This window comes from Streptomyces sp. V3I8 (assembly GCF_030817535.1).
In the GTDB taxonomy this organism is placed as follows: Bacteria; Actinomycetota; Actinomycetes; order Streptomycetales; family Streptomycetaceae; genus Streptomyces.
The window spans coordinates 4,313,971-4,333,149 of sequence record NZ_JAUSZL010000002.1 but is presented as its reverse complement, the minus strand read 5'-3'; the positions used below and the strand labels follow the sequence as shown (position 1 = coordinate 4,333,149).

16 protein-coding genes, 1 tRNA gene and 1 pseudogene are annotated in these 19,179 nt (G+C 72.0%); 6 read left to right on the top strand and 12 right to left on the bottom strand.

What is annotated here, in order from left to right; all coding sequences use genetic code 11:
• Nucleotides 1-13 precede the first annotated feature (13 nt).
• The 4 genes from QFZ75_RS19235 to QFZ75_RS19220 all read left to right on the top strand — a co-directional run bounded on the left by QFZ75_RS19235 (nucleotide 14) and on the right by QFZ75_RS19220 (nucleotide 2,440).
• Nucleotides 14-925 (top strand): ABC transporter ATP-binding protein, encoded by a 912-nt coding sequence (locus tag QFZ75_RS19235; RefSeq protein WP_307538545.1) that lies wholly within the window; start codon nucleotides 14-16, stop codon nucleotides 923-925.
• An 11-nt stretch (nucleotides 926-936) separates the two neighbouring features.
• Complete coding sequence (locus tag QFZ75_RS19230) at nucleotides 937-1,653, top strand: ABC transporter permease (protein WP_307538543.1); 717 nt, start codon at nucleotides 937-939, stop codon at nucleotides 1,651-1,653.
• A 162-nt stretch (nucleotides 1,654-1,815) separates the two neighbouring features.
• Nucleotides 1,816-2,082: a hypothetical protein gene (locus QFZ75_RS19225; RefSeq protein ID WP_307538541.1), complete on the top strand. Its 267-nt coding sequence runs from the start codon at nucleotides 1,816-1,818 to the stop codon at nucleotides 2,080-2,082.
• Between the two features lie 272 nt (nucleotides 2,083-2,354).
• Nucleotides 2,355-2,440: transfer RNA gene (locus QFZ75_RS19220), tRNA-Ser, on the top strand.
• A gap of 207 nt (nucleotides 2,441-2,647) precedes the next feature.
• Here the strand turns inward: QFZ75_RS19220 and QFZ75_RS19215 are convergent.
• The 9 genes and pseudogenes from QFZ75_RS19215 to QFZ75_RS19175 all read right to left on the bottom strand — a co-directional run bounded on the left by QFZ75_RS19215 (nucleotide 2,648) and on the right by QFZ75_RS19175 (nucleotide 12,824).
• Entirely contained in the window at nucleotides 2,648-3,460 is an 813-nt protein-coding gene (locus tag QFZ75_RS19215) for an HAD family hydrolase (RefSeq protein ID WP_307538539.1), read from the bottom strand.
• A complete protein-coding gene (gene serS, locus QFZ75_RS19210) occupies nucleotides 3,457-4,734 on the bottom strand; it encodes a serine--tRNA ligase (RefSeq protein ID WP_307538537.1) in 1,278 nt (425 codons plus the stop codon). Before serS ends, QFZ75_RS19215 begins: the two co-directional genes overlap by 4 nt.
• Before the next feature lie 644 nt (nucleotides 4,735-5,378).
• The gene (pheA, locus tag QFZ75_RS19205; protein ID WP_307538536.1) at nucleotides 5,379-6,311 is read right to left on the bottom strand and encodes a prephenate dehydratase; all 933 of its coding nucleotides are present in this window, start codon (nucleotides 6,309-6,311) and stop codon (nucleotides 5,379-5,381) included.
• Nucleotides 6,312-6,396: 85 nt separating this feature from the next.
• Entirely contained in the window at nucleotides 6,397-7,668 is a 1,272-nt protein-coding gene (gene efeB / locus QFZ75_RS19200) for an iron uptake transporter deferrochelatase/peroxidase subunit (RefSeq protein ID WP_307538534.1), read from the bottom strand.
• 8 nt (nucleotides 7,669-7,676) lie between these two features.
• Nucleotides 7,677-9,725, bottom strand: coding sequence for a copper resistance CopC/CopD family protein (locus QFZ75_RS19195; RefSeq protein ID WP_307538532.1), 2,049 nt, complete (start codon nucleotides 9,723-9,725; stop codon nucleotides 7,677-7,679).
• A 107-nt stretch (nucleotides 9,726-9,832) separates the two neighbouring features.
• Nucleotides 9,833-10,306, bottom strand: a pseudogene (locus tag QFZ75_RS19190) (copper chaperone PCu(A)C); the annotation flags it as partial.
• Nucleotides 10,303-10,977 (bottom strand): SCO family protein, encoded by a 675-nt coding sequence (locus QFZ75_RS19185; protein WP_307538530.1) that lies wholly within the window; start codon nucleotides 10,975-10,977, stop codon nucleotides 10,303-10,305. The pseudogene QFZ75_RS19190 and the gene QFZ75_RS19185, both read right to left, overlap by 4 nt.
• A 122-nt stretch (nucleotides 10,978-11,099) precedes the next feature.
• Nucleotides 11,100-11,855 (bottom strand): YcnI family protein, encoded by a 756-nt coding sequence (locus tag QFZ75_RS19180; protein ID WP_307538529.1) that lies wholly within the window; start codon nucleotides 11,853-11,855, stop codon nucleotides 11,100-11,102.
• A 126-nt stretch (nucleotides 11,856-11,981) separates the two neighbouring features.
• On the bottom strand, nucleotides 11,982-12,824 hold the full coding sequence (locus QFZ75_RS19175; RefSeq protein ID WP_307538527.1) for a hypothetical protein: 843 nt from the start codon (nucleotides 12,822-12,824) through the stop codon (nucleotides 11,982-11,984).
• Between the two features lie 224 nt (nucleotides 12,825-13,048).
• Between QFZ75_RS19175 and QFZ75_RS19170 the strand changes: the two genes are divergently transcribed.
• On the top strand, nucleotides 13,049-13,504 hold the full coding sequence (locus QFZ75_RS19170) for an ATP-binding protein (RefSeq protein WP_307538525.1): 456 nt from the start codon (nucleotides 13,049-13,051) through the stop codon (nucleotides 13,502-13,504).
• Nucleotides 13,505-13,806: 302 nt separating this feature from the next.
• Nucleotides 13,807-14,670, top strand: coding sequence for a triphosphoribosyl-dephospho-CoA synthase (locus tag QFZ75_RS19165; protein WP_307538523.1), 864 nt, complete (start codon nucleotides 13,807-13,809; stop codon nucleotides 14,668-14,670).
• On the opposite strand, the gene QFZ75_RS19160 is transcribed toward QFZ75_RS19165, so the two are convergent.
• The 3 genes from QFZ75_RS19160 to QFZ75_RS19150 all read right to left on the bottom strand — a co-directional run bounded on the left by QFZ75_RS19160 (nucleotide 14,633) and on the right by QFZ75_RS19150 (nucleotide 19,060).
• On the bottom strand, nucleotides 14,633-15,991 hold the full coding sequence (locus QFZ75_RS19160; protein WP_307538521.1) for an MFS transporter: 1,359 nt from the start codon (nucleotides 15,989-15,991) through the stop codon (nucleotides 14,633-14,635). The two genes, QFZ75_RS19165 and QFZ75_RS19160, sit on opposite strands and share 38 nt — an antisense overlap.
• A gap of 87 nt (nucleotides 15,992-16,078) precedes the next feature.
• Nucleotides 16,079-17,449 (bottom strand): PLP-dependent aminotransferase family protein, encoded by a 1,371-nt coding sequence (locus QFZ75_RS19155; RefSeq protein ID WP_307538519.1) that lies wholly within the window; start codon nucleotides 17,447-17,449, stop codon nucleotides 16,079-16,081.
• Between the two features lie 123 nt (nucleotides 17,450-17,572).
• Entirely contained in the window at nucleotides 17,573-19,060 is a 1,488-nt protein-coding gene (locus tag QFZ75_RS19150) for an aminopeptidase P family protein (RefSeq protein WP_373465899.1), read from the bottom strand.
• Nucleotides 19,061-19,179: the final 119 nt, after the last annotated feature.

The following is a 19,179-nucleotide window of genomic DNA, read 5'->3' as shown; positions in this document are numbered from 1 at the left end:
ACGGGCCGCGCCCATGAGCACACTCACCATCGACCACGTCTCGCGCTGGTTCGGCAACGTGGTGGCCGTCAACGACATCACCATGACCATCGGCCCCGGTGTCACCGGCCTGCTCGGCCCGAACGGCGCCGGGAAGTCCACCCTCATCAACATGATGGGCGGCTTCCTGGCCCCCTCCACCGGCTCCGTCACCCTCGACTCCAGGCCGACCTGGCGCAACGAGGAGATCTACCGGCAGATCGGCATCGTCCCCGAGCGCGAGGCGATGTACGACTTCCTCACGGGCCGCGAGTTCGTCGTCGCCAACGCCGAACTGCACGGGCTCGGCGACAAGGCCGCCCATCGCGCGCTCGCCACCGTGGAGATGGAGTACGCGCAGGACCGCAAGATCTCGACGTACTCCAAGGGCATGCGCCAGCGCGTGAAGATGGCCTCCGCGCTCGTCCACGACCCGTCGCTGCTCCTGCTCGACGAGCCCTTCAACGGCATGGACCCGCGCCAGCGCATGCAGCTGATGGACCTGCTGCGGCGCATGGGCGACGAGGGCCGCACGGTCCTCTTCTCGTCGCACATCCTCGAGGAGGTCGAGCAGCTCGCCTCGCACATCGAGGTGATCGTCGCCGGACGGCACGCGGCGAGCGGCGACTTCCGCCGCATCCGCCGCCTGATGATCGACCGCCCGCACCGCTACCTGGTCCGCTCCAGCGACGACCGCGTGCTCGCGGCCGCGCTCATCGCCGACCCGTCGACGTCCGGCATCGAAGTGGACCTCCAGGAGGGCGCGCTGCGCATCCAGGCCGTCGACTTCCCCCGTTTCACGGCGCTGCTGCCGCGGGTGGCACGCGACCACGGCATCCGGCTGCTCACGGTCTCACCGTCGGACGAGTCCCTCGAGTCCGTCTTCTCGTATCTCGTCGCGGCGTAGGAGGCCGAAAGATGTACGACCCCACAGTCGCCCGGCTCACCTACCGCGGCCTCCTCGGCCGCCGCCGGGCCCTCATCCTGGGCGCCCTGCCCGTCCTGCTGATCGTCATCTCCGTGGCCGTACGCGGTTTCACGGGCGCCGACGACCAGGTGGCCGCGGACGTCCTCGGCGGATTCGCGCTCGCCACGATGGTGCCGATCATCGGTGTCATCGCCGGCACCGGCGCGATCGGTCCCGAGATCGACGACGGCTCGGTCGTCTACCTGCTCGCCAAGCCGCTCAAGCGCCCCACGATCATCTTCACCAAGCTGATCGTCGCCGTCGCCGTCACCATGGCGTTCTCGGCGGTCCCGACGTTCCTCGCCGGGATGATCCTGAACGGCAACGGCCAGCAGATCGCCGTCGCCTACACCGTGGCGGCGCTGGTCGCCTCCATCGCGTACGCCGCGCTCTTCCTGCTGCTCGGCACGATCACGCGGCACGCGGTGGTCTTCGGGCTCGTCTACGCGCTCGTGTGGGAGGCGCTCTTCGGGACGCTGGTCTCGGGGGCGAGGACGCTCAGTGTCCAGCAGTGGGCGCTCGCCGTGGGCCACAAGGTCTCCGGGGACCTCGTCACCTCGGACGTGAGCCTCGCCACCGGCACGGTGCTGCTGGTCGTGGTGACCGTCGCCGCCACCTGGTTCGCGGGTCAGAAACTGCGGACGCTGACGCTGGCCGGCGAGGAGTAGTCCCCCCCCCCCGAACCGGGAGGCCTCGTGACCTCCGTGGTCGGGGAAGTGTCGCGGCTCCACGCGTGCGTGTGCGGGGAGCCGCGACGACTTGGTCTTGAAGTCCGCCTTACGCGGGCGACGGCACACTTGCCCGAGGGGATGCGACGAGGAGGAACGGGGATGACTGCGCAGGCACCACGCGGTGACGGACGCGGTCCCGGCGACGCCGGGGACCAGGGGGAGGGCGCCGGGGAGACCTGGGACGAGCTCGTCCTCGACGACGACTTCATACGGTCCGCCGATACGGCCGAGCCGTCGGCGCGTGCCCGTATGCTCGCCGCCCGCTGGCGTGACGGCGGGCCCGATCCACAGCCCTGGCGCTCCGACGAGCCGCCCGCGGGCTGGTTCTTCAGCAAGGCCCGGCGACGCAGATGGCGGCGCCGCTGACCTTTGGCGGGGGATGCCGGACCGGGTGCCGTTTTATTCGGTGGCGTCCGGCCCGCCCCACGGGCACAGTGGTCGTGTCCAGACCGCCGCGATTCCTCCGGCGCCGCAGTCCGGGAGAGGAGCGCGACGATGCCTGTCAGTAGCAGTTCGTCGAGTTCCCGGCAGGGCAGCGCACGGGCTCCGGAGTAGTCAGCTCCGTCGAGTCCGGCCCCGTGAGGGAGCTGCCCGGGGCGGCCGCTTCGAGCGCGCACGTTGGCGCGGGCCGCCCACCCGGAGGATTGGCCGAGCGGTAAGGCACCGGCTTGCTAAGCCGTGGTCGGGTTTTCAGCCCGCGCGCGTTCGATCCGCGCATCCTCCGCGTGACGCTGTCGCTTTGACCGGGCGGGCGGGATCGCACGTGCCGCTTCGCGGCGGTGACTTTCCCGCTCGTCCGCCTTTTTGCGCCAGCCGCCAGCCGCCAGCCGCCAGCCGCCAGCCGCCAGCCGCCAGCCGCCAGCCGCCAGCCGCCAGCCGCCAGCCGCCCAGCAGGAGACCGGACCGGCAGCCGTTCCCGGCACGGGGGCGGCTAGCTCAGCAGTCGTTCCAGTACCACCGCGATGCCGTCCTCGTCGTTCGACGTGGTCAGCTCGTCGGCCACGGCCTTGAGTTCGGTGTGGGCGTTGGCCATCGCCACGCCGTGGGACGACCAGGCGAACATCGGGATGTCGTTCGGCATGTCGCCGAAGGCGATCGTGTCGGCGGCCTTCACGCCCAGGCGGCGGGCCGCCAGCGAGAGCCCCGTGGCCTTCGACAGGCCCAGGGGCAGGATCTCCACGATGCCCTCGCCCGCCATCACGACGCTCACCATGGAACCGGCCGCCGCCCGCGCCGCGGAGGCCAGTTCGTCGTCGGTGAGGCGGGGATGCTGGATGTACATCTTGGTCAGGGGTTCGGCCCACAGCTCGGCCACGTCGGTGAACGGAACGGCCTTCAGCAGCCCCTGCACCCGGTAGCCGGGGCCGATCAGGACGTCACCGTCGAGGCCGTCGCGGCTCGCGGCGAGGGCCAGCGGACCGACCTCCGCCTCGATCTTGGCGAGCGCCAGACCCGCCACCTGCCGGTCGAGGGTCACTGACGTGAGCAGCCGGTGCGCCCCGGCGTCGTACAGCTGTGCGCCCTGGCCGCACACCGCGAGCCCCTCGTACCCGAGGTCGTCGAGGATGTGCCGGGTCCAGGGGACCGCCCGGCCGGTGACGACGAGGTGCGCGGCACCCGCCACGGTGGCCGCGGCGAGTGCCGTACGTGTGCGCTCCGAGACCGTGTCGTCGGAGCGCAGCAACGTTCCGTCGAGGTCGGTCGCCACGAGCTTGTAGGGGAACGCCCCGGTGGAACCGCTCACTTGGCGATCGGCTCCAGTACCTCGCGGCCGCCCAGGTACGGACGGAGCACCTCGGGCACCTGCACGGAACCGTCGGCCAGCTGGTGGTTCTCCAGGATCGCCACGATCGTGCGCGGGACCGCGCACAGCGTGCCGTTCAGTGTCGCGAGCGGCTGCACCTTCTTGCCGTCCCGCATGCGCACCGACAGGCGGCGCGCCTGGAAGCCGTCGCAGTTCGAGGCGGAGGTCAGCTCGCGGTACTTGCCCTGGGTCGGGATCCACGCCTCGCAGTCGAACTTGCGCGAGGCGGACGCGCCCAGGTCGCCCGAGGCCACGTCGATGACCTGGAAGGGCAGCCCGAGGCCGGTCAGCCACTGCTTCTCCCACTCCAGGAGCCGCTGGTGCTCGCTCTCCGCGTCCTCGGGGGCGACGTACGAGAACATCTCGACCTTGTCGAACTGGTGCACGCGGAAGATGCCCCGGGTGTCCTTGCCGTACGTGCCGGCCTCGCGGCGGAAGCACGGGGAGAAGCCCGCGTAGCGCAGCGGCAGCTTGTCGGCGTCCAGGATCTCGTCCATGTGGTACGCCGCGAGCGGGACCTCGGAGGTGCCGACCAGGTAGAAGTCGTCCTTCTCCAGGTGGTACACGTTCTCCGCGGCCTGGCCGAGGAAGCCGGTGCCCTCCATGGCGCGCGGGCGGACCAGCGCCGGGGTCAGCATCGGGATGAAGCCGGCCTCCGTGGCCTGCGCGATCGCCGCGTTGACGAGGGCGAGCTCCAGGAGCGCGCCGACCCCCGTCAGGTAGTAGAAGCGCGAGCCGGACACCTTGGCACCGCGCTCGACGTCGATGGCGCCCAAGGCCTCGCCGAGCTCCAGGTGGTCCTTGGGCTCGAAGCCCTCGGCGCCGAAGTCGCGGATCGTGCCGTGCGTCTCCAGGACGACGAAGTCCTCCTCGCCGCCGACCGGGACGTCCGGGTGCACGAGGTTGCCGAGCTGCTGCAGGAGGCGCTTGGTCTCCTCGTCCGCCTCGTGCTGCTCGGCGTCGGCCGCCTTGACGTCGGCTGCGAGCAGTCCGGTCTTCTTGAGCAGCTCGGCCTTCTCGTCGCCCGAGGCCTTGGGAATGAGCTTGCCGAGCGCTTTCTGCTCGGAGCGCAGCTCGTCGAAGCGAACGCCGGACGACCTGCGCCGCTCGTCGGCGGAGAGGAGGGCGTCGACGAGCGCGACGTCCTCTCCACGGGCGCGCTGGGAGGCGCGGACACGGTCGGGGTCCTCACGGAGCAGGCGAAGGTCAATCACCCCACAAGGCTACCGGTGCGGGGTTACACGGCACGACCCGGTATTCCGATCTGCCTCTTCTGTCATGGTTTGGGAGAATTTTCGATGCGACGAATTGCGTCCGCGTCGCGTCCGAATTGCGTCAACACGGAGGGCGTCCGCTCCCCGGACGGGGGTGGGTGGCGTGCGGCGAGTTGACCCGAGTCCCTTGTGGGACGCGGGACTTGGGAGCGGGTTGTCCACAGGAATCCACAGTTCGGGAAAGTTATCCACAGGCTGTGCGAAAGATCTGTGGACACCGGAAGCGATCATCCCGAAAGCCGCATTCGGGGCGAGGGATTCGCAAATCAAACCCTCTCTACACCCACATTCGAGTGGAAATGGCTCGCTCTAAGGGATTGGGCAGGGAAAACGGGTGGACGAAGGGTGATCTGTCGAGCTGTGGACGCAATTGGGGCCTGTAGGCCGATTTGTCGACCGGGCGCCACTTCGTTGTCGACTTGTCCCCAGGTCGAGAAGCGCGCCTGTGGATAACTTTGTGGACGGAGAAAATCTGCAGGTAGGACGGACCCGGCAGGACCGATTCGGCAGGACCGGCGCAGCGCGGTGTGGACGGACCGGCGGAGCGGAGTGGCAGGGCCGACGGAGCGGAGTGGCAGGGCCGGCTAGAAGCGGCCGTCCTGGCAGCGCGCCAGCCAGTCCGAGGCCGCCGCGAACTCGCTGTCCGACGTACCGGCCCGCGGCGGGCGCACGTCCTTGAGATCGACGTCGGCCTGCGGATAGGACCCGAGGAACCGCACCTGCGGACAGATCCGCTTCAGCCCCATCAGCGCCTCCGCCACCCGGCGGTCCGCGACGTGCCCCTCCGCGTCGATCGCGAAGCAGTAGTTGCCGATGCCCTCACCGGTCGGCCGGGACTGCAGCAGCATCAGGTTGATCCCGCGGACGGCGAACTCCTGGAGCAGTTCCAGCAGGGCGCCGGGGTGGTCGTCGCGCTGCCAGATGACCACGGACGTCTTGTCCGCGCCGGTCGGCGCCGCGGGCCGGGCGGGCCTGCCCACCAGGACGAACCGGGTCTGCGCGTTCTCCGCGTCGTGGATATTGGTCTCCAGCGCCTCCAAGCCGTACCGCTCCGCCGCGAACTCGCCCGCGAAGGCCGCGTCGTAGCGTCCCTCCTGCACCAGGCGGGCGCCGTCCGCGTTGGAGGCAGCCGACTCCCAGGTGACGTCCGGGAGGTTGTTCCGCATCCAGTTGCGCACCTGCGGCTGGGCGGCCGGGTGCGCGCTGACCGTCTTGATGTCGGAGAGCTTCGTACCGGGACGGACCAGCAGCGCGAAGGTGATCGACAGGAGCACCTCGCGGTAGATCATCAGCGGTTCGCCGACGGCCAGTGCGTCGACCGTGGTGGTGATGCCGCCCTCCACCGAGTTCTCGATCGGCACGAACGCGGCCTCGACCTCGCGCGTCCGGACGGCGTCGAGCGCCGCGGGGACGGACACCATCGGGACGAGCTGCCGGGTGGCCGACTCCGGGAGGGTCCGCAGGGCTACTTCGGTGAAGGTGCCCTCGGGGCCGAGATACGCGTAGCTGGCTGGCATGGCCTCACCCTAATGGGCCTTGCGGGACCCGGCTCACGCTTCCGCGACACGCCCCGGCGGTCTCCGTGGCCCCGGTGAGCGACCGTCACCCCTCCAGCAGCTCCTGCCCCACGTACTCCCCCTCCGTCGCCCCGCCGGGCACCGCGAACAGTCCGCTCGACTCATGCCGGATGAAGGCGGACAGCGCGTCCCCGCGGTCGAGCTTGCGCTGCACCGGGACGAAGCCGCGCAACGGGTCGGCCTGCCAGCACACGAAGAGCAGGCCCGCGTCCGGCACCCCGTCCGCGTCGATGCCGTCGTGGAAGGAGAAGGGCCGGCGGAGCATCGCCGCGCCGCCGTTCTCGTCGGGCCGGGTGATCCGGGCGTGCGCGTTGACGGGCACCACGAGTCTGCCGTCGCCGCCGGTCTTCTCCAGGTCCATCGCGGTCGCCTCGGTGCCGCCGGACAGTGCCGCGCCGTCGGACTTCCGGCGTCCGATCACGTCCTCCTGATCCTTGACCGAGAGCTTCTCCCAGTCGTCGAGGAGCATCCGGATCCGGCGTACGACGGCGTACGAGCCGCCCGCCATCCAGGACGGGTCGCCCGCGTCGGGCACGAAGATCCGCCGGTCGAAGTCGGGCTCCGACGGCTTGGGGTTGCGCGTGCCGTCGATCTGCCCCATCAGGTTGCGGGTCGTCATCGGACGGGTGGTGGCGCCGGGCGAGCGGTTGAAGCCGTTCATCTGCCAGCGCACCCGGGCCGCGTCGCCCGCGTCCTGCTGGATCGCGCGCAGGGCGTGGAAGGCGACGAGGGAGTCGTTCGCACCGATCTGCACCCACAGGTCGCCGTTGCTGCGGGCCTTGTCGAGGTGGTCCGAGGAGAAGTCGGGCAGCGGGTCGAGCGCGACCGGGCGCCGCTTCTCCAGCCCCGTACGGGCGAAGAAGCTGTGGCCGAAGCCGAAGGTGACCGTGAGGGACGACGGCCCGGCGTCACGCGCCACGCCGGTGTCCCCGCTCGCGGACGCCTCGCCCGCCATCAGCCGCCGCGCCGTCGTGGACCAGCGCCGCAGCAGGGCCGCCGCCTCCCTGCGGCCGGCGCCCGCGCGCAGGTCGAAGGCGACGAGGTGGCCGCGGGCCTGGAGGGCGGTCGTGATGCCCGGCTGATGTTTCCCGTGAAACATCACCTCGTCCGCGCCCACCGAACTGAGGAGCGCGGTCCGGTCGGCGGCGGGCACGGCGGGTGCGGCGGCGTACCCGGCGGCGCCCCCCGCGGCGCCCAGCGCGAGGCCTGTCGCGCCAGCGGTGCCGAGCAGGCGCCGCCGCGAGACGACGCTCTTGGAGGAGGGCTCGGGAGTGGGTTGTTCAGCCTGTTCAGCCATGGTGTCGTTCAGCCGATCTGCGCGTTCTTGTCCACGGTCACCTGGTCGATGTCGGAGGTGCGCACGGTCACCGCGATCTGCCAGCTGCCCGCCATCGGGATCTGCACCCCGCTCGCCGTCCAGTGTCCGGTGGCGATGCGGTCGGGGACCACGGGCAGCGGCCCGATGTCCTTCGCCTTCAGTGTGAAGGCGATCTTGACCTCGGGGACGTCGAAGGCTTTGCCGTTGGCCCGCTCCACGTAGACGTGCATGTCGTTGCCGCCGACGCGGGCCGGGTCCAGTTCGACGCGGGCTATGCCCTTGCCGTCCTGGCCGCCCGTGTCGAACGGGATGTCCAGCGACAGCGCCCCGCCGGTCTGTTCCGAGGCGGCGGCGGTGGCCTTGGCCTCCTCCTCCGTACGCCCGGGCTCGGTGGAGGTCAGCACCGTGGTGACGGCCAGCAGGACGATCGCGACACCCGCCTCGCCGAGTACCGAGCGGCGCAGACCCGAGCGGAGCGGGTCGGCGTCCCGCAGGCGCTTCTCCCGCGTGGTGGCCACCGCGGCCCGCTGCCGCGCCAGCTGGGCGGCCCGCTTGCCGTCCCCACCGTCGGAGACCGCTGCCTTCTTGTCCGGACGCCCCGTGGAGCCGTCGGAGCTCCCGGAGCCCCTGGAGCTCCCGGAGCCGTCGGATCGCTGCGGCCCGCCGGACCCCTTCGACTCGCCGGACTCTTTCGATCCGGTGGATCCCTTCGGACCCTTCGGACCCTTCGGCCCTTTCGGTCCCTTCGAGCCGTTCGACTTCTTCGAGGCCGAGGCACCGACCGGGACCTTCGCTGGCTCCTTGACGGGTGCCTGCGCCAGCAGACCGGTCCAGCGCCGTGAGAACCACGCGATGCCGACGAGGACGACCACCAGGGCGACCTTGATCATCAGCAGCTGTCCGTACCCCGTCCCCGTGAGCGCGGACCACGTACCGACCTGCCGCCACGACTGATAGACGCCGGTGACGACCAGTACGGCCACGCTGCCGAACGCGACGCGGGAGAAGCGGCGTACGGCGGACGCCTCGATCGACGACGGGGTGCGGTAGAGCACCACGAGCAGTGTCGACAGCCCCCCGAGCCAGACCGCGACGGCCAGCAGGTGCAGTACGTCGGCGGGCATCGCGATGCCCGCCTGCAGACCGGTCGAGGCGTGCTCGGCCATCGCCCACGTGGCGGCGAGACCGGCCGCCACGACGGACCCGCCGATGGCGAGCCCGAAGGTCAGGTCGTTCTTCTCCTCGTCGTCCTCGCGCTTCTCGTACGCCCCGAAGAGCACGGCGATGAACAGCGCGGCCGCCGCGAGCAGCAGCAGCCGCGACACCAGGGCGGCGCCCGTCTTGGTCTGCAGCACCTGGCTGAGGAGGTTCAGGTCGAAGATGTCCCCGACCTTCCCCGAACCGGTGTACGAGCCGCGCAGCAGCAGCATGGCGAGCGTGGCCCCGGTCAGGGCGAGCCACCCCGAGACCACGAGCCGCTGCACCGCCCGTACGCCGGAGCCCCCCTGCCAGCAGGCCAGCACGAAGGCCGAGCCGCCGACGAGGAGGATGAAACCGGTGTACGACACATAGCGGGCGAAGCCGTAGAGGCCGCCCACGATCCCGCCGCCGGCCTCCTGGTCGGACACGGCGACGGTGGTCTTCGAGGGCGCCCCGATGGAGAAGGTGAAGGCGCCGGAGACGGGGTGGCTGTCCGCCGACACCACCTGGTAGGTGACGGTGAACGTGCCGTCGGGCAGGCCGGAGTGCAGCTTCACCGCGTAGGTGTTGCCGCCCTGCCCGGACGTCCTGCCGGTGTCGACGCGCTTGCCCTTGGGATCGAGCACGCGCACCGAGCCGTCGGACATCGCGACCTGCTCGGAGAAGGTGAGCGACACCTGGGCGGGCGCCTCGGCGACCACCGCTCCCTGCTGGGGGTCGCTCCCGGTCAGTGCGGCGTGCGCGGAGACGGGCGCGGCCCCGGCGAGAAGCGCGCCGACGACGGCGAGCAGCAGCAACAGCAGCGTCCGCACGCGGGGAGCGGTGGTCTGGCTCAACGGTGGTCCCTCCCTCAGTGGTGCGATGTCGTGGACAGGTACGCGGACAGGTACGCGGACGACCGCGTGGACGACCGCGTGGACGACCGCGCGGACGAATTCGTCGCCGACGACGGCTGGTAGGTGGCGGACTTCACCGGCATCTCGACCTTGATCGGCCCGGACCCCGTGAAGTGCAGCTCCAGGGACACCGTGTCGCCCTCCTTCGGCTTGCGCCGGAGTTTCTCGAACATGAGGTGGTCGCCACCGCTCGCCAGGACGAGCTTGCCGTGGGCGGGGATGCCGAGGTCCTTCACCTGCTCCATCGTCTGCCCGACGGTCGTGTGGATGGTGACCTCGCCGGCGACGTCGCTGGTGACGGAGGTCAGCCTGTCGCCGGAGCCGCCGTCGTTGGCGATGACCAGGAAACCGGCCGCCATGGAGTCCGAGACCGGCTGCGGCATGTAGACGGAGGTCACCGACAGGTCGCTTCCCGAGGTTCCCGAACCCCCCGACCCGTCGGAGTCCGCGTCCCCGCAGCCCGCCAGGGCCAGTGCGCCGGCCAGTACCAGGGCGGCCGCGGCCGCCGTGCGACGTGTCACGGCTTCTCGCCCCTGATCAGCGCGGGGAAATCCTTGGTGTAGTCGTCGACGGTGGCGTCCTCGCCGTACAGCACGTACCCGGCGTCGGTCTTCGGCGAGAAGGCGATGACCTGCGTGCCGTGCATCGACGTGACCTTGCCGTCCTTGTCCTTCGTCGGCGCCTCGATGGAGATGCCGAGCGTGCGGGCACCCGCCTGGATCGTGTCGAACGAACCGGTCAGGCCGACGACGTCGGGATCGATGCCCTTGAGCCACTTGCCGAGCGCGGCGGAGGTGTCGCGTTCCGGGTCGGTCGTGACGAACACGACGCGGAGCGAGTCCTTCTCCTTCTGGGACAGCTGCTTGTCCTGGGCCAGTTGCTTCTTGGCGACGGCGATGTTGTTCATCGTCAGCGGGCAGACGTCGGGGCAGTTGGTGTAGCCGAAGTAGACGAGTGTCGGCTTGCCCTGGGTCGCCTCGCGGAGGTCGTACTTCTCGCCCTGGGTGTCGGTGAGGACGAGGTCGGGCTTTTCGAACGGCTTGTCGAGGACGGTGGCGGCCTTGTCGGAGCCGGCCTCCTCGGACACCTCGGCGACGCTGTTGCCGCTGTCGCTGTCACCGCTGCCGCAGGCGGAAAGAGTCAGAGCGGCCGCGGCGAGCAGAGCCGCCACGACATGGGTCTTCTTGCGCATAGTGCATTCTCCCGGGGACGCCGCACCCGGCCGTGAGGCACGGGCCCGGGCCCCCGGCCGGCAAGGGCCGGCCGGGGGTTCCGGTGGGGCGTCCGACGTTGGGTCGGTCGGTCGGACTGGACTTAGGCGTTGGTACGCCGACGGCCGGCGAGAACACCGAACGCCACGCCCGCCACGCCGACGACGATGCCCACGACGCCCAGCACGCGGGCCGTGGTGTCGCTGCTGTCGGTGTCGGCGGCCTCGGTGGTGTCGGCGGCGGCCTTCGTGTCGTCGCTCTTCTCGGCGTCGGCGTCGGCATCGGCGTCGTCGTCGGAGGCGGCGGCCCCGTGGTGGTCGTCGGTGGCCGCGGACAGCGCGAGCACCGGAGCCGGCGTCTCGGGCTCCTCCTCGCCGTCCTCCTGGGTCTCGATCCAGCGCACGACCTCCTTGTTGGAGTACGTCTGGATCGCCTTGAACACCAGTTCGTCGGTGTCCTCGGGCAGCGCGCCGATGGAGAGCGGGAACTTCTGGAAGTAGCCGGGCTCGATGCCCTTGCCGTCCGCGGTCCAGGTGACCTTGGTGACGGCCTTGTTGATCTTCTCGCCGTGCAGTTCGAGCGGCTTGTCGAGCTTGGACTCGGTGACCTTGACGTCCCAGCCGTCGACGGGCTGCGGCATGACCGAGGCGAGCGGGTGGTCGGCCGGGAAATTGATCTCCAGCTTGGTGGTCGAGGCGTTGTCGCGCTCGTTCGGCACCTTGAAGTTGACCGTCGCGTAGCCGCCCTTGGCGGCCGTGCCCTCGGGCTGCACGCTGACGTGCGCGAACGCGGGTCCGGACAGGACGAGAACGGCGGAGGCGGCGACGGCACCGGTCGCGGCGATACGGGAAACCTTCATTGCGGGACACTCCACTTTCAGCACTGGTTCGTCGGAGAACGGGGATTGCGCGCGTGAAAGAGCGGGCACGCGCGCGTGCCGCACGACGGCACCCCCGGAGTGGTACGTCCGAAGTGGTGCGTCGTGTCAGGCGGCGAGGGCGAGTGCCGTGCCGGCCGGCGGACCGCGCCGGCTGACCGAGTGCTGAAGAGCGGTCGTCCGCGGGACCGGTGGCTCGTACCGCCACGCGCGCGGTGCGCCCGGCATCGCCGGGACCGCGCCGGGAAGGCCCGCCAGAAGAGCGCGTACGAGCGCCAGGGCCCCGCGCAGGGGGACGAGCGTCCCCTCCGCCACGCCGTGTGCCGAGAGCCGCAGGAGGCGCCGCAGGGCGATGTCCCCGCGGCGCAGCAGCCATCCGGTGGCGGCGGCGGCGAGCACGTGGCCCAGGAGCATCGGCAGCGACGGCAGCGCCGACACCGATGTTCCGTCGGCCACCGGCATGGCGCCCATCTGTCCGTGCAGGGCGTGGACGGCGCCCCCGTTCCCGCCCGTACCGCCGCTGCCGCTGCCGCTGCCACCCGCGCCGAGTCGGGCGTCGGCGAGGATGCGCTGTGCCTGGGCGGGGCTGAGGGTCGCGACGGACGCGCCGCACACCAGCCGTGCGGCCTTGGCCACGAGCGAGGCGTCCACGCCGGTGGACGCGGCGGCCGACGTGCCGTGCTGGCCCAGCCCGAAGAGCGTGTGCAGGACCGTCTGGCCGGTCGCGAGGAGCACGGTGATGCCCGGCAGCGAGCGTTCACGTCCGGCGAGCGGGGCCGCGACGGCGAAGACGGCGAGGAATCCCGCGCCGAGCGACCACAGCGGAACCGTCGCGCAGGAGGCGATGGAGTGACCCGCCGCGGCCAGCACGACACAGACCGCGGTGAACACCGAGGCCCTCAGGACCCGGAGATCACCTCCGGTGCGCGCGCGCTGGCGGGGGGCAGTCATGGCGGGCTCATCATCGCACTGGCCCGGCCCGCGCCGTACGGCAGGTCCGCAAGATGACGTACGGTCCGGAAGATCATGTTCTGGTACGAGTCGCCCGCACATACACCGGCAGATGGCGCCGGCACATCCTCCTTATGGGCGGCATCACGTCGGCCGGACGCTTATGTACGGTCCCGCCCGGCAATACGTAACGGTATGTCGAGCCGCGGCCAGGAGGCTGGCGCATGAGCATCTGGTGGTCCCTCCATCTCCGGCGTGAGGCGGCGAGTGTTCCGCTCGCCCGGCGCCTGCTGATCGGCACCATGGAGTCCGCGGGGGTGGACCCGGACATCTCCTACGACATCTCCGTCGCGCTCAGCGAAGCGTGCGCCAACGCCGTCGAACACGGCGGCGACGCGGATCCGGGTGAGCCCGCCGAGGCCTACCGGGTGACGGCCTATCTGGACGGCGACAAGTGCCGGATCGAGGTGACCGACTCGGGTCCGGGTTTTCCCGCGGGACGCAATCGTGCGCCCATCCGGCCCTCCCGCAGCGACGCGGAGCACGGCCGGGGTCTGTGTCTGATCCAGGAGCTCGCCGACCATGTCCACATCGGCAACAGTTCCGTCAGGGGCGGGGCCGTGGTCAGCTTCGACAAGATGCTCAAGTGGCGCGAGGGCACGCCGCTGATGGCCTTCTGACAACGCCCGCCACCGCCTCCTGGCGGGGTGTTTTCCGCCGACCCCGCCGACTCCCGCCGATCCCGGTCTCCGCGGCATTCTCAGGTCGCTCACAGCCTTCCCTCAGGTCCCTGACGGCTCGTCCCCCTACTGTTCCTGTCATGCCGCTCATGACAGGAACACGTAAAAGCGCGGGTTCGGCGCGGTGCCACGCACGCGCGGTCACCGGCGGTACGCCCCCGAGCGGGGCCGCCCCCTCGGCCGCCTCCTCGGCCGCCCTCCCGGGCATCCCCTCGGCCGCCTCCTCGTAACGGGCCGTGGCGATGAGCAGCCGTGAGGACGAGACGCTGGCGCGGGCCGCCGTGGCCGCGCTCGTCGGGCAGCTGGCGCTGACCCCCAAACCAGGTCTGCCCGACCCGCGCGATCTCGGTGCCCGCGCGACGGGCGAGGACCACTGCTCCCTGCGCTGGTCGGCCAGGGCGCTGGAACCGGGACTCGCGGCGATGGCGGCGGCCGCGCGCCGCACCGGCTCCGCGACGCCCGGACTCCGCGCGGAACTCGGGGCGATCGGACGCTCCACCGAGCACTCGGTGGCCCTGGCGGGCGGCGGGCACCGCGGGGCGCTGTGGGTGCTCGGCCTGCTGGTCGCGGCCGCCGCCCTGGAACCCCGGGCCGCCGGACGGGATGTGACCGCGACCGCCAAGCGCATCGCCGCCCACTCCGACCGGCGCGCGCCACGACGGCCCTCGCGCGGTTCGTCGGTCTCCGCGAAGTACGGAGCGGCCGGCGCCCGGGGCGAGGCGAGGGCCGGATTCCCGCACGTGCGCCGGGCCTTGGAGGCGCTGGCCGCGGCCCGCACCGCGGGTGTCCCCGAGCCGTACGCGCGCCTCGACGCCCTGCTGACCGTCATGTCGACCCTCCAGGACACGGAGCTGCTGTACACGGCAGGTCCGCACGGTCTGCGGCACGTCCAGGCGGGCGCCCGCGCGGTCGTCGAGGCGGGCGGCACGTCCACCGGGGCGGGCCGCGCGGCTCTGGACGCCTTCGACGAGGACCTCCACGCGCGCGCGTGGAGCCCTCGCGGAAGCAGCGGGCTGCTCGCGGGGGCCCTGTTCGCGGACTCGCTCCCGGTGCTTCCGGTGCCCCCGGTCAGGGCCGGTTCACCGGTACGGGCGAACCGGCCCTGACCGGGGGCACGGTGGCCCGGCCGGCCGTCGCCCACCGCACCGCGGGACCCATCGCGCACGAGGCCGCCAGTGTCAGCCCGCCCAGGAGCAGCCAGCCGGGTGTCCCCCAGTCCACGAGCAGCGTCGTCAGCACCAGCGGGCCGAGTGTCCGGGCCACCGTCACACCCGTGCCGAAGAAGCCCTGGTACTCGCCCGTGCGGTCGGCGGGCGCGAGGTCGAAGGAGAGCTGCCAGGAGCCCGCCGACTGCTGCATCTCGGCGACAACCTGGAGCACCGCGCCGGCCGTCAGCACGCCGACCGCCGCCCAGGGCGACGGCCCGGCCGACAGGGCGAACACCGCGCACGAGGCCAGCATCACGAACCCCGAACGGCGTACCGCGCGCGTGGCCGACACCGGGTCCGTCACCCCGAGGGCCGTGCGGACCTGGAAGAGCATCACCGCGGCCGTGTTGAGCACGAAGAGGGCGGAGACCGTCCACGTCGGGGCCTCGGTCCGCTCGGCGATCCACAGCGGGATGCCGAGGCTCAGCAGCGGCATCCGCAGGAGCAGCACGGTGTTGAGCAGCGCCACGACGGCGTAGGGACGATCGCGCAGCACACCGGGCACGTCGCCCCGCCCAGACCCTCGACCGCCCCGCCCAGGCCCCCGACCGCCCCGCCCAGACCCTCGACCGGCCCCCACGCGCGCGTGCCCCGGTGCGACGGCGGGCAGCCGCAGCAGCACCGCCGCGCACAGCAGGAAGCTCACCGCGTCCAGCGCGAACACCCCGAGGTAGGCGGCCCGGGACCCGATGTGCAGCGCGAGCCCGCCGAGGCCCGCCCCCACCGCGAGCCCGGCGTTGAGCGTGGACTGCAGGTGCGCGAGCAGGCCCGTGCGCTCCTCGCGGGACACCAGGCCGGCCAGCAGTGCCTGCCGGGCGGCCGCGAGCCCCGACTGGGCGGTCGCGTACGCGCACGCCGCCAGCACGAACGGCACGAAGCCGCGTACGACCAGGAAGGACGCCACGGCGAGACCCGTGGCCAGGGCCAGTAGCACCGCCGTGCCGCGCGGCCCCCGCCGGTCGGCGAGCCGGCCCAGAGGCACGCCCGCCACCGAGCCGACCGCCCACGCCACCGTGAGACCGAGCCCCACGCGCGTGGGCGCGAGTCCGACGACATGCGTGAAGTAGAGGGCGGAGGTGACGAAGAAGGCGCCGTCCCCCACGGAGTTGCTCAATTGGGCCAGGGCCAGGACCCGCCGCGGTCCCGTCGGCGGGACCAGCCGGCTCGTCCGCCCGGGAGTCCGCGCCGCCGCCGCGTCCCCTGCTGTTCGGTTCCTCATGGCCGCGACGCTACGGCCGGGGTGGACCGGTCAGAAGGCCCAATGTCCGCGTGATTCACTGGCCCAATTCCTGACGCGACCCCGGTCTCAGGTCCCTTCGAGCACCTGGCCCAGCACGTCCAGCGCCTGCGGATAGACCCGCTCCCGAGGCGTCCCGTACCCCACCACGAGCCCCTGCGGACGTCCGGCGCCGCCCGGCCCGTGCCAGTGCTCGCCCAGGCGCCCCACCGCGAGCCCCTTCCCGGCGGCCCGCGCCAGCACGGCCTCCTCGTCCGGCACGTCGACCAGGGCGTGCAGCCCCGCCGCGATGCCCCGCACCCCCCGCCGCCCGCCCAGCCCGGCCACCAGCAGGTCCCGGCGCCGCCGGTAACGCAGCCGGCACGCGCGTACGTGCCGGTCGTACGCGTGCCCGGTGATCAGGTCGGCGAGGGCCAGCTGCCCGATGGACTCGGTGTGGTGGTCGCTGTGCAGCTTGGCGTCGGCGACCGCGTCGACGAGGTGCGGCGGCAGCACCATCCAGCCCAGCCGCAGCGCCGGCCCGAGCGTCTTGGAGGCCGTCCCCAGGTACGCCACCCGCCCGGGCGCCATCCCCTGGAGTGCGCCCACGGGCTGCCGGTCGTAGCGGAACTCCCCGTCGTAGTCGTCCTCGACGATCAGTCCGCCACGCGCGCGTGCCCAGTCCGTGAGGGCCCGCCGCCGCTCCGGGTGCAGGGTCACCCCGGTCGGGTACTGGTGCGCCGGCGTGACCACCACGGCCGCCGCGTCGCCCAGCCCTCGTACGCGCACACCCCGCTCGTCGACCTCCGCCGCGACCACCGTCCCGCCGTTGTGGCGCACCACGTCCCGGTGGAAGGGCAGCCCGGGGTCCTCCATGGCGATCGCGCCGCCGTCCAGCACGCGCGTGAGGAGGGCGAGACCCTGGACGTATCCGGTCGTGACGACGATCCGCCCGGGCGGCGCGATCACTCCGCGCGCCCGTCCCAGGTAGTGCGACAGGGCCGTCCGCAGTTCGATCCGGCCGCGCGGATCCCCGTAGTCGTACGCCGGGGAGGGTGCGCTCGCGACCGCCCTGCGCAGCGCCCGCGACCAGGCCGCCACCGGGAACGTACCGACGTCGGGGCTGCCGGGCCGCAGGTCGAAACGCGGCGCACGCGTGCGTGCCGGTGCCTGCGGGACGGCCGCGTCCACGGCGGGCAGCGGGGCGACCCGGGTGCCGGCCCCCTGCCGCGCGGTGAGGTACCCCTCGGCGACGAGCTGGTCGTACGCCGCCTTCGCCGTGCCCCGGGAGACGCCGAGCTCGACGGCGAGCCGCCGTGTCGCGGGCAGCCGCGTCCCGGGGGCCAGCCGCCCGGCCCGGACGGCGTCGCGCAGGGCCCGTTCGAGCCCGGCCCGGCGCCCGCCGGAGGTGTCGGGATCGAGGTGCAGGTCGACACCGACACCGGACCAGAACGAGTCCACCGCTCACATCCCCCCCCGGATCACCCGGTTCACCCGACCGCCTGGACCATCTGGACCACCCGTGGACGAGAACGGCCGGGCACCCTCCGGTGCCCGGCCTCCGGTGTCCGTCCGGATCCCGGATCAGCCCTTCAGAGCGGCCATCCACGCCTCGACCTCGTCCGACCTGCGGGGCAGCCCGGCCGAAAGGTTCCGGTTGCCGTCCTGCGTGACGAGGATGTCGTCCTCGATGCGGACACCGATGCCCCGGTACTCCTGCGGCACGGTCAGGTCGTCCGCCTGGAAGTACAGACCCGGCTCGACGGTCAGGCACATGCCCGGCTCCAGCGTGCCGTCCACGTACGTCTCCGTCCGGGCGGCCGCGCAGTCGTGGACGTCCATGCCGAGCATGTGACCGGTGCCGTGCAGCGTCCAGCGGCGCTGCAGCCCCAGCTCCAGGACCCGCTCGACGGGGCCCTCGACGAGCCCCCACTCGACGAGCTTCTCGGCCAGCACCCGCTGGGAGGCGTCGTGGAAGTCCCGGTACTTGGCGCCCGGCCGCACGGCCGCGATACCGGCCTCCTGGGACTCGTACACGGCGTCGTAGATCTTCTTCTGGATCTCCGAGTACGTACCGTTGATCGGCAGGGTGCGCGTGACGTCGGCCGTGTAGAGCGTGTGGGTCTCCACGCCCGCGTCCAGCAGGAGCAGGTCACCGGAGCGCACCGGGCCGTCGTTGCGCACCCAGTGCAGCGTGCACGCGTGCGGGCCCGCCGCGCAGATCGAGCCGTAGCCGATGTCGTTGCCCTCGACCCGCGCGCGCAGGAAGAACGTGCCCTCGATGTAGCGCTCGCTGGTCGCCTCGGCCCGGTCCAGGACCCGTACGACGTCCTCGAAGCCGCGCACGGTCGAGTCGACGGCCTTCTGCAGCTCGCCGGCCTCGAACTCGTCCTTGACCAGCCGGGCCTCGGAGAGGAAGACGCGCAGTTCGGCGTCGCGCTCGGCGGTGACCTTGTCGGTGAGCGCCGCCTCGATGCCGGCGTCGTACCCGCGCACGACCCGGACCGGGCCGGTCGCCTCGCGCAGCCTGTCGGGAAGCTCACGGACGTCCGAGGCGGGAATGCCGTACAGCTGTTCGGCCTCGGTCAGGGAGTGGCGGCGGCCGACCCACAGCTCGCCCTGGCCGGAGAGCCAGAACTCGCCGTTCTCGCGGTCGGAGCGCGGCAGCAGGTAGATCGTGGCCCGGTGGCCGTCCGCGACCGGCTCCAGCACCAGGACGCCGTCCTCGGTGAGGTTGCCGGTCAGGTACGCGTACTCGACCGAGGCGCGGAAGGGGTACTCCGTGTCGTTCGAGCGGGTCTTCAGGTTGCCCGCCGGGACGACCAGGCGCTCGCCCGGGAAGCGCGCGGAGAGCGCGGCACGGCGGGCGGCGGTGTACGGGGCCTGCGCTATCGGCTCCAGGCCGTGCAGCTCGGTGTCGGCCCAGCCGGACTTCATGCTCTCGGCCAGCTCGTCCGACACACCCGGGTACAGGCCGTTCTTGCGCTGCTTGATGGGCTCTTCTTCGTCCGCCTGGTCGGCGGCATCGTCAAGCACGGCTTCCGGGGTCTCCGGAATGAGCGCCTCCGACACGATCTGCCTCCTCGATACGACTCTGGACGCCCTCCATCGTACGGTCGTACGGAAAGCCGCCCAGGGCCGGAAGGCCCGATGCCGTACGGCTCACGCGCGGGGCGCGCGCCTCACTCGAA

Excerpts from the sequence above, each read along its gene's own strand:
- QFZ75_RS19185 (WP_307538530.1), bottom strand. The coding sequence starts at position 10,977 with ATGCGCAAGAAGACCCATGTCGTGGCGGCTCTGCTCGCCGCGGCCGCT.
- QFZ75_RS19235 (WP_307538545.1), top strand. The coding sequence starts at position 14 with ATGAGCACACTCACCATCGACCACGTCTCGCGCTGGTTCGGCAACGTG.
- QFZ75_RS19225 (WP_307538541.1), top strand. The coding sequence starts at position 1,816 with ATGACTGCGCAGGCACCACGCGGTGACGGACGCGGTCCCGGCGACGCC.
- QFZ75_RS19160 (WP_307538521.1), bottom strand. The coding sequence starts at position 15,991 with ATGAGGAACCGAACAGCAGGGGACGCGGCGGCGGCGCGGACTCCCGGG.
- QFZ75_RS19175 (WP_307538527.1), bottom strand. The coding sequence starts at position 12,824 with ATGACTGCCCCCCGCCAGCGCGCGCGCACCGGAGGTGATCTCCGGGTC.
- QFZ75_RS19170 (WP_307538525.1), top strand. The coding sequence starts at position 13,049 with ATGAGCATCTGGTGGTCCCTCCATCTCCGGCGTGAGGCGGCGAGTGTT.
- QFZ75_RS19230 (WP_307538543.1), top strand. The coding sequence starts at position 937 with ATGTACGACCCCACAGTCGCCCGGCTCACCTACCGCGGCCTCCTCGGC.
- QFZ75_RS19180 (WP_307538529.1), bottom strand. The coding sequence starts at position 11,855 with ATGAAGGTTTCCCGTATCGCCGCGACCGGTGCCGTCGCCGCCTCCGCC.
- QFZ75_RS19165 (WP_307538523.1), top strand. The coding sequence starts at position 13,807 with ATGAGCAGCCGTGAGGACGAGACGCTGGCGCGGGCCGCCGTGGCCGCG.
- efeB (WP_307538534.1), bottom strand. The coding sequence starts at position 7,668 with ATGGCTGAACAGGCTGAACAACCCACTCCCGAGCCCTCCTCCAAGAGC.
- pheA (WP_307538536.1), bottom strand. The coding sequence starts at position 6,311 with ATGCCAGCCAGCTACGCGTATCTCGGCCCCGAGGGCACCTTCACCGAA.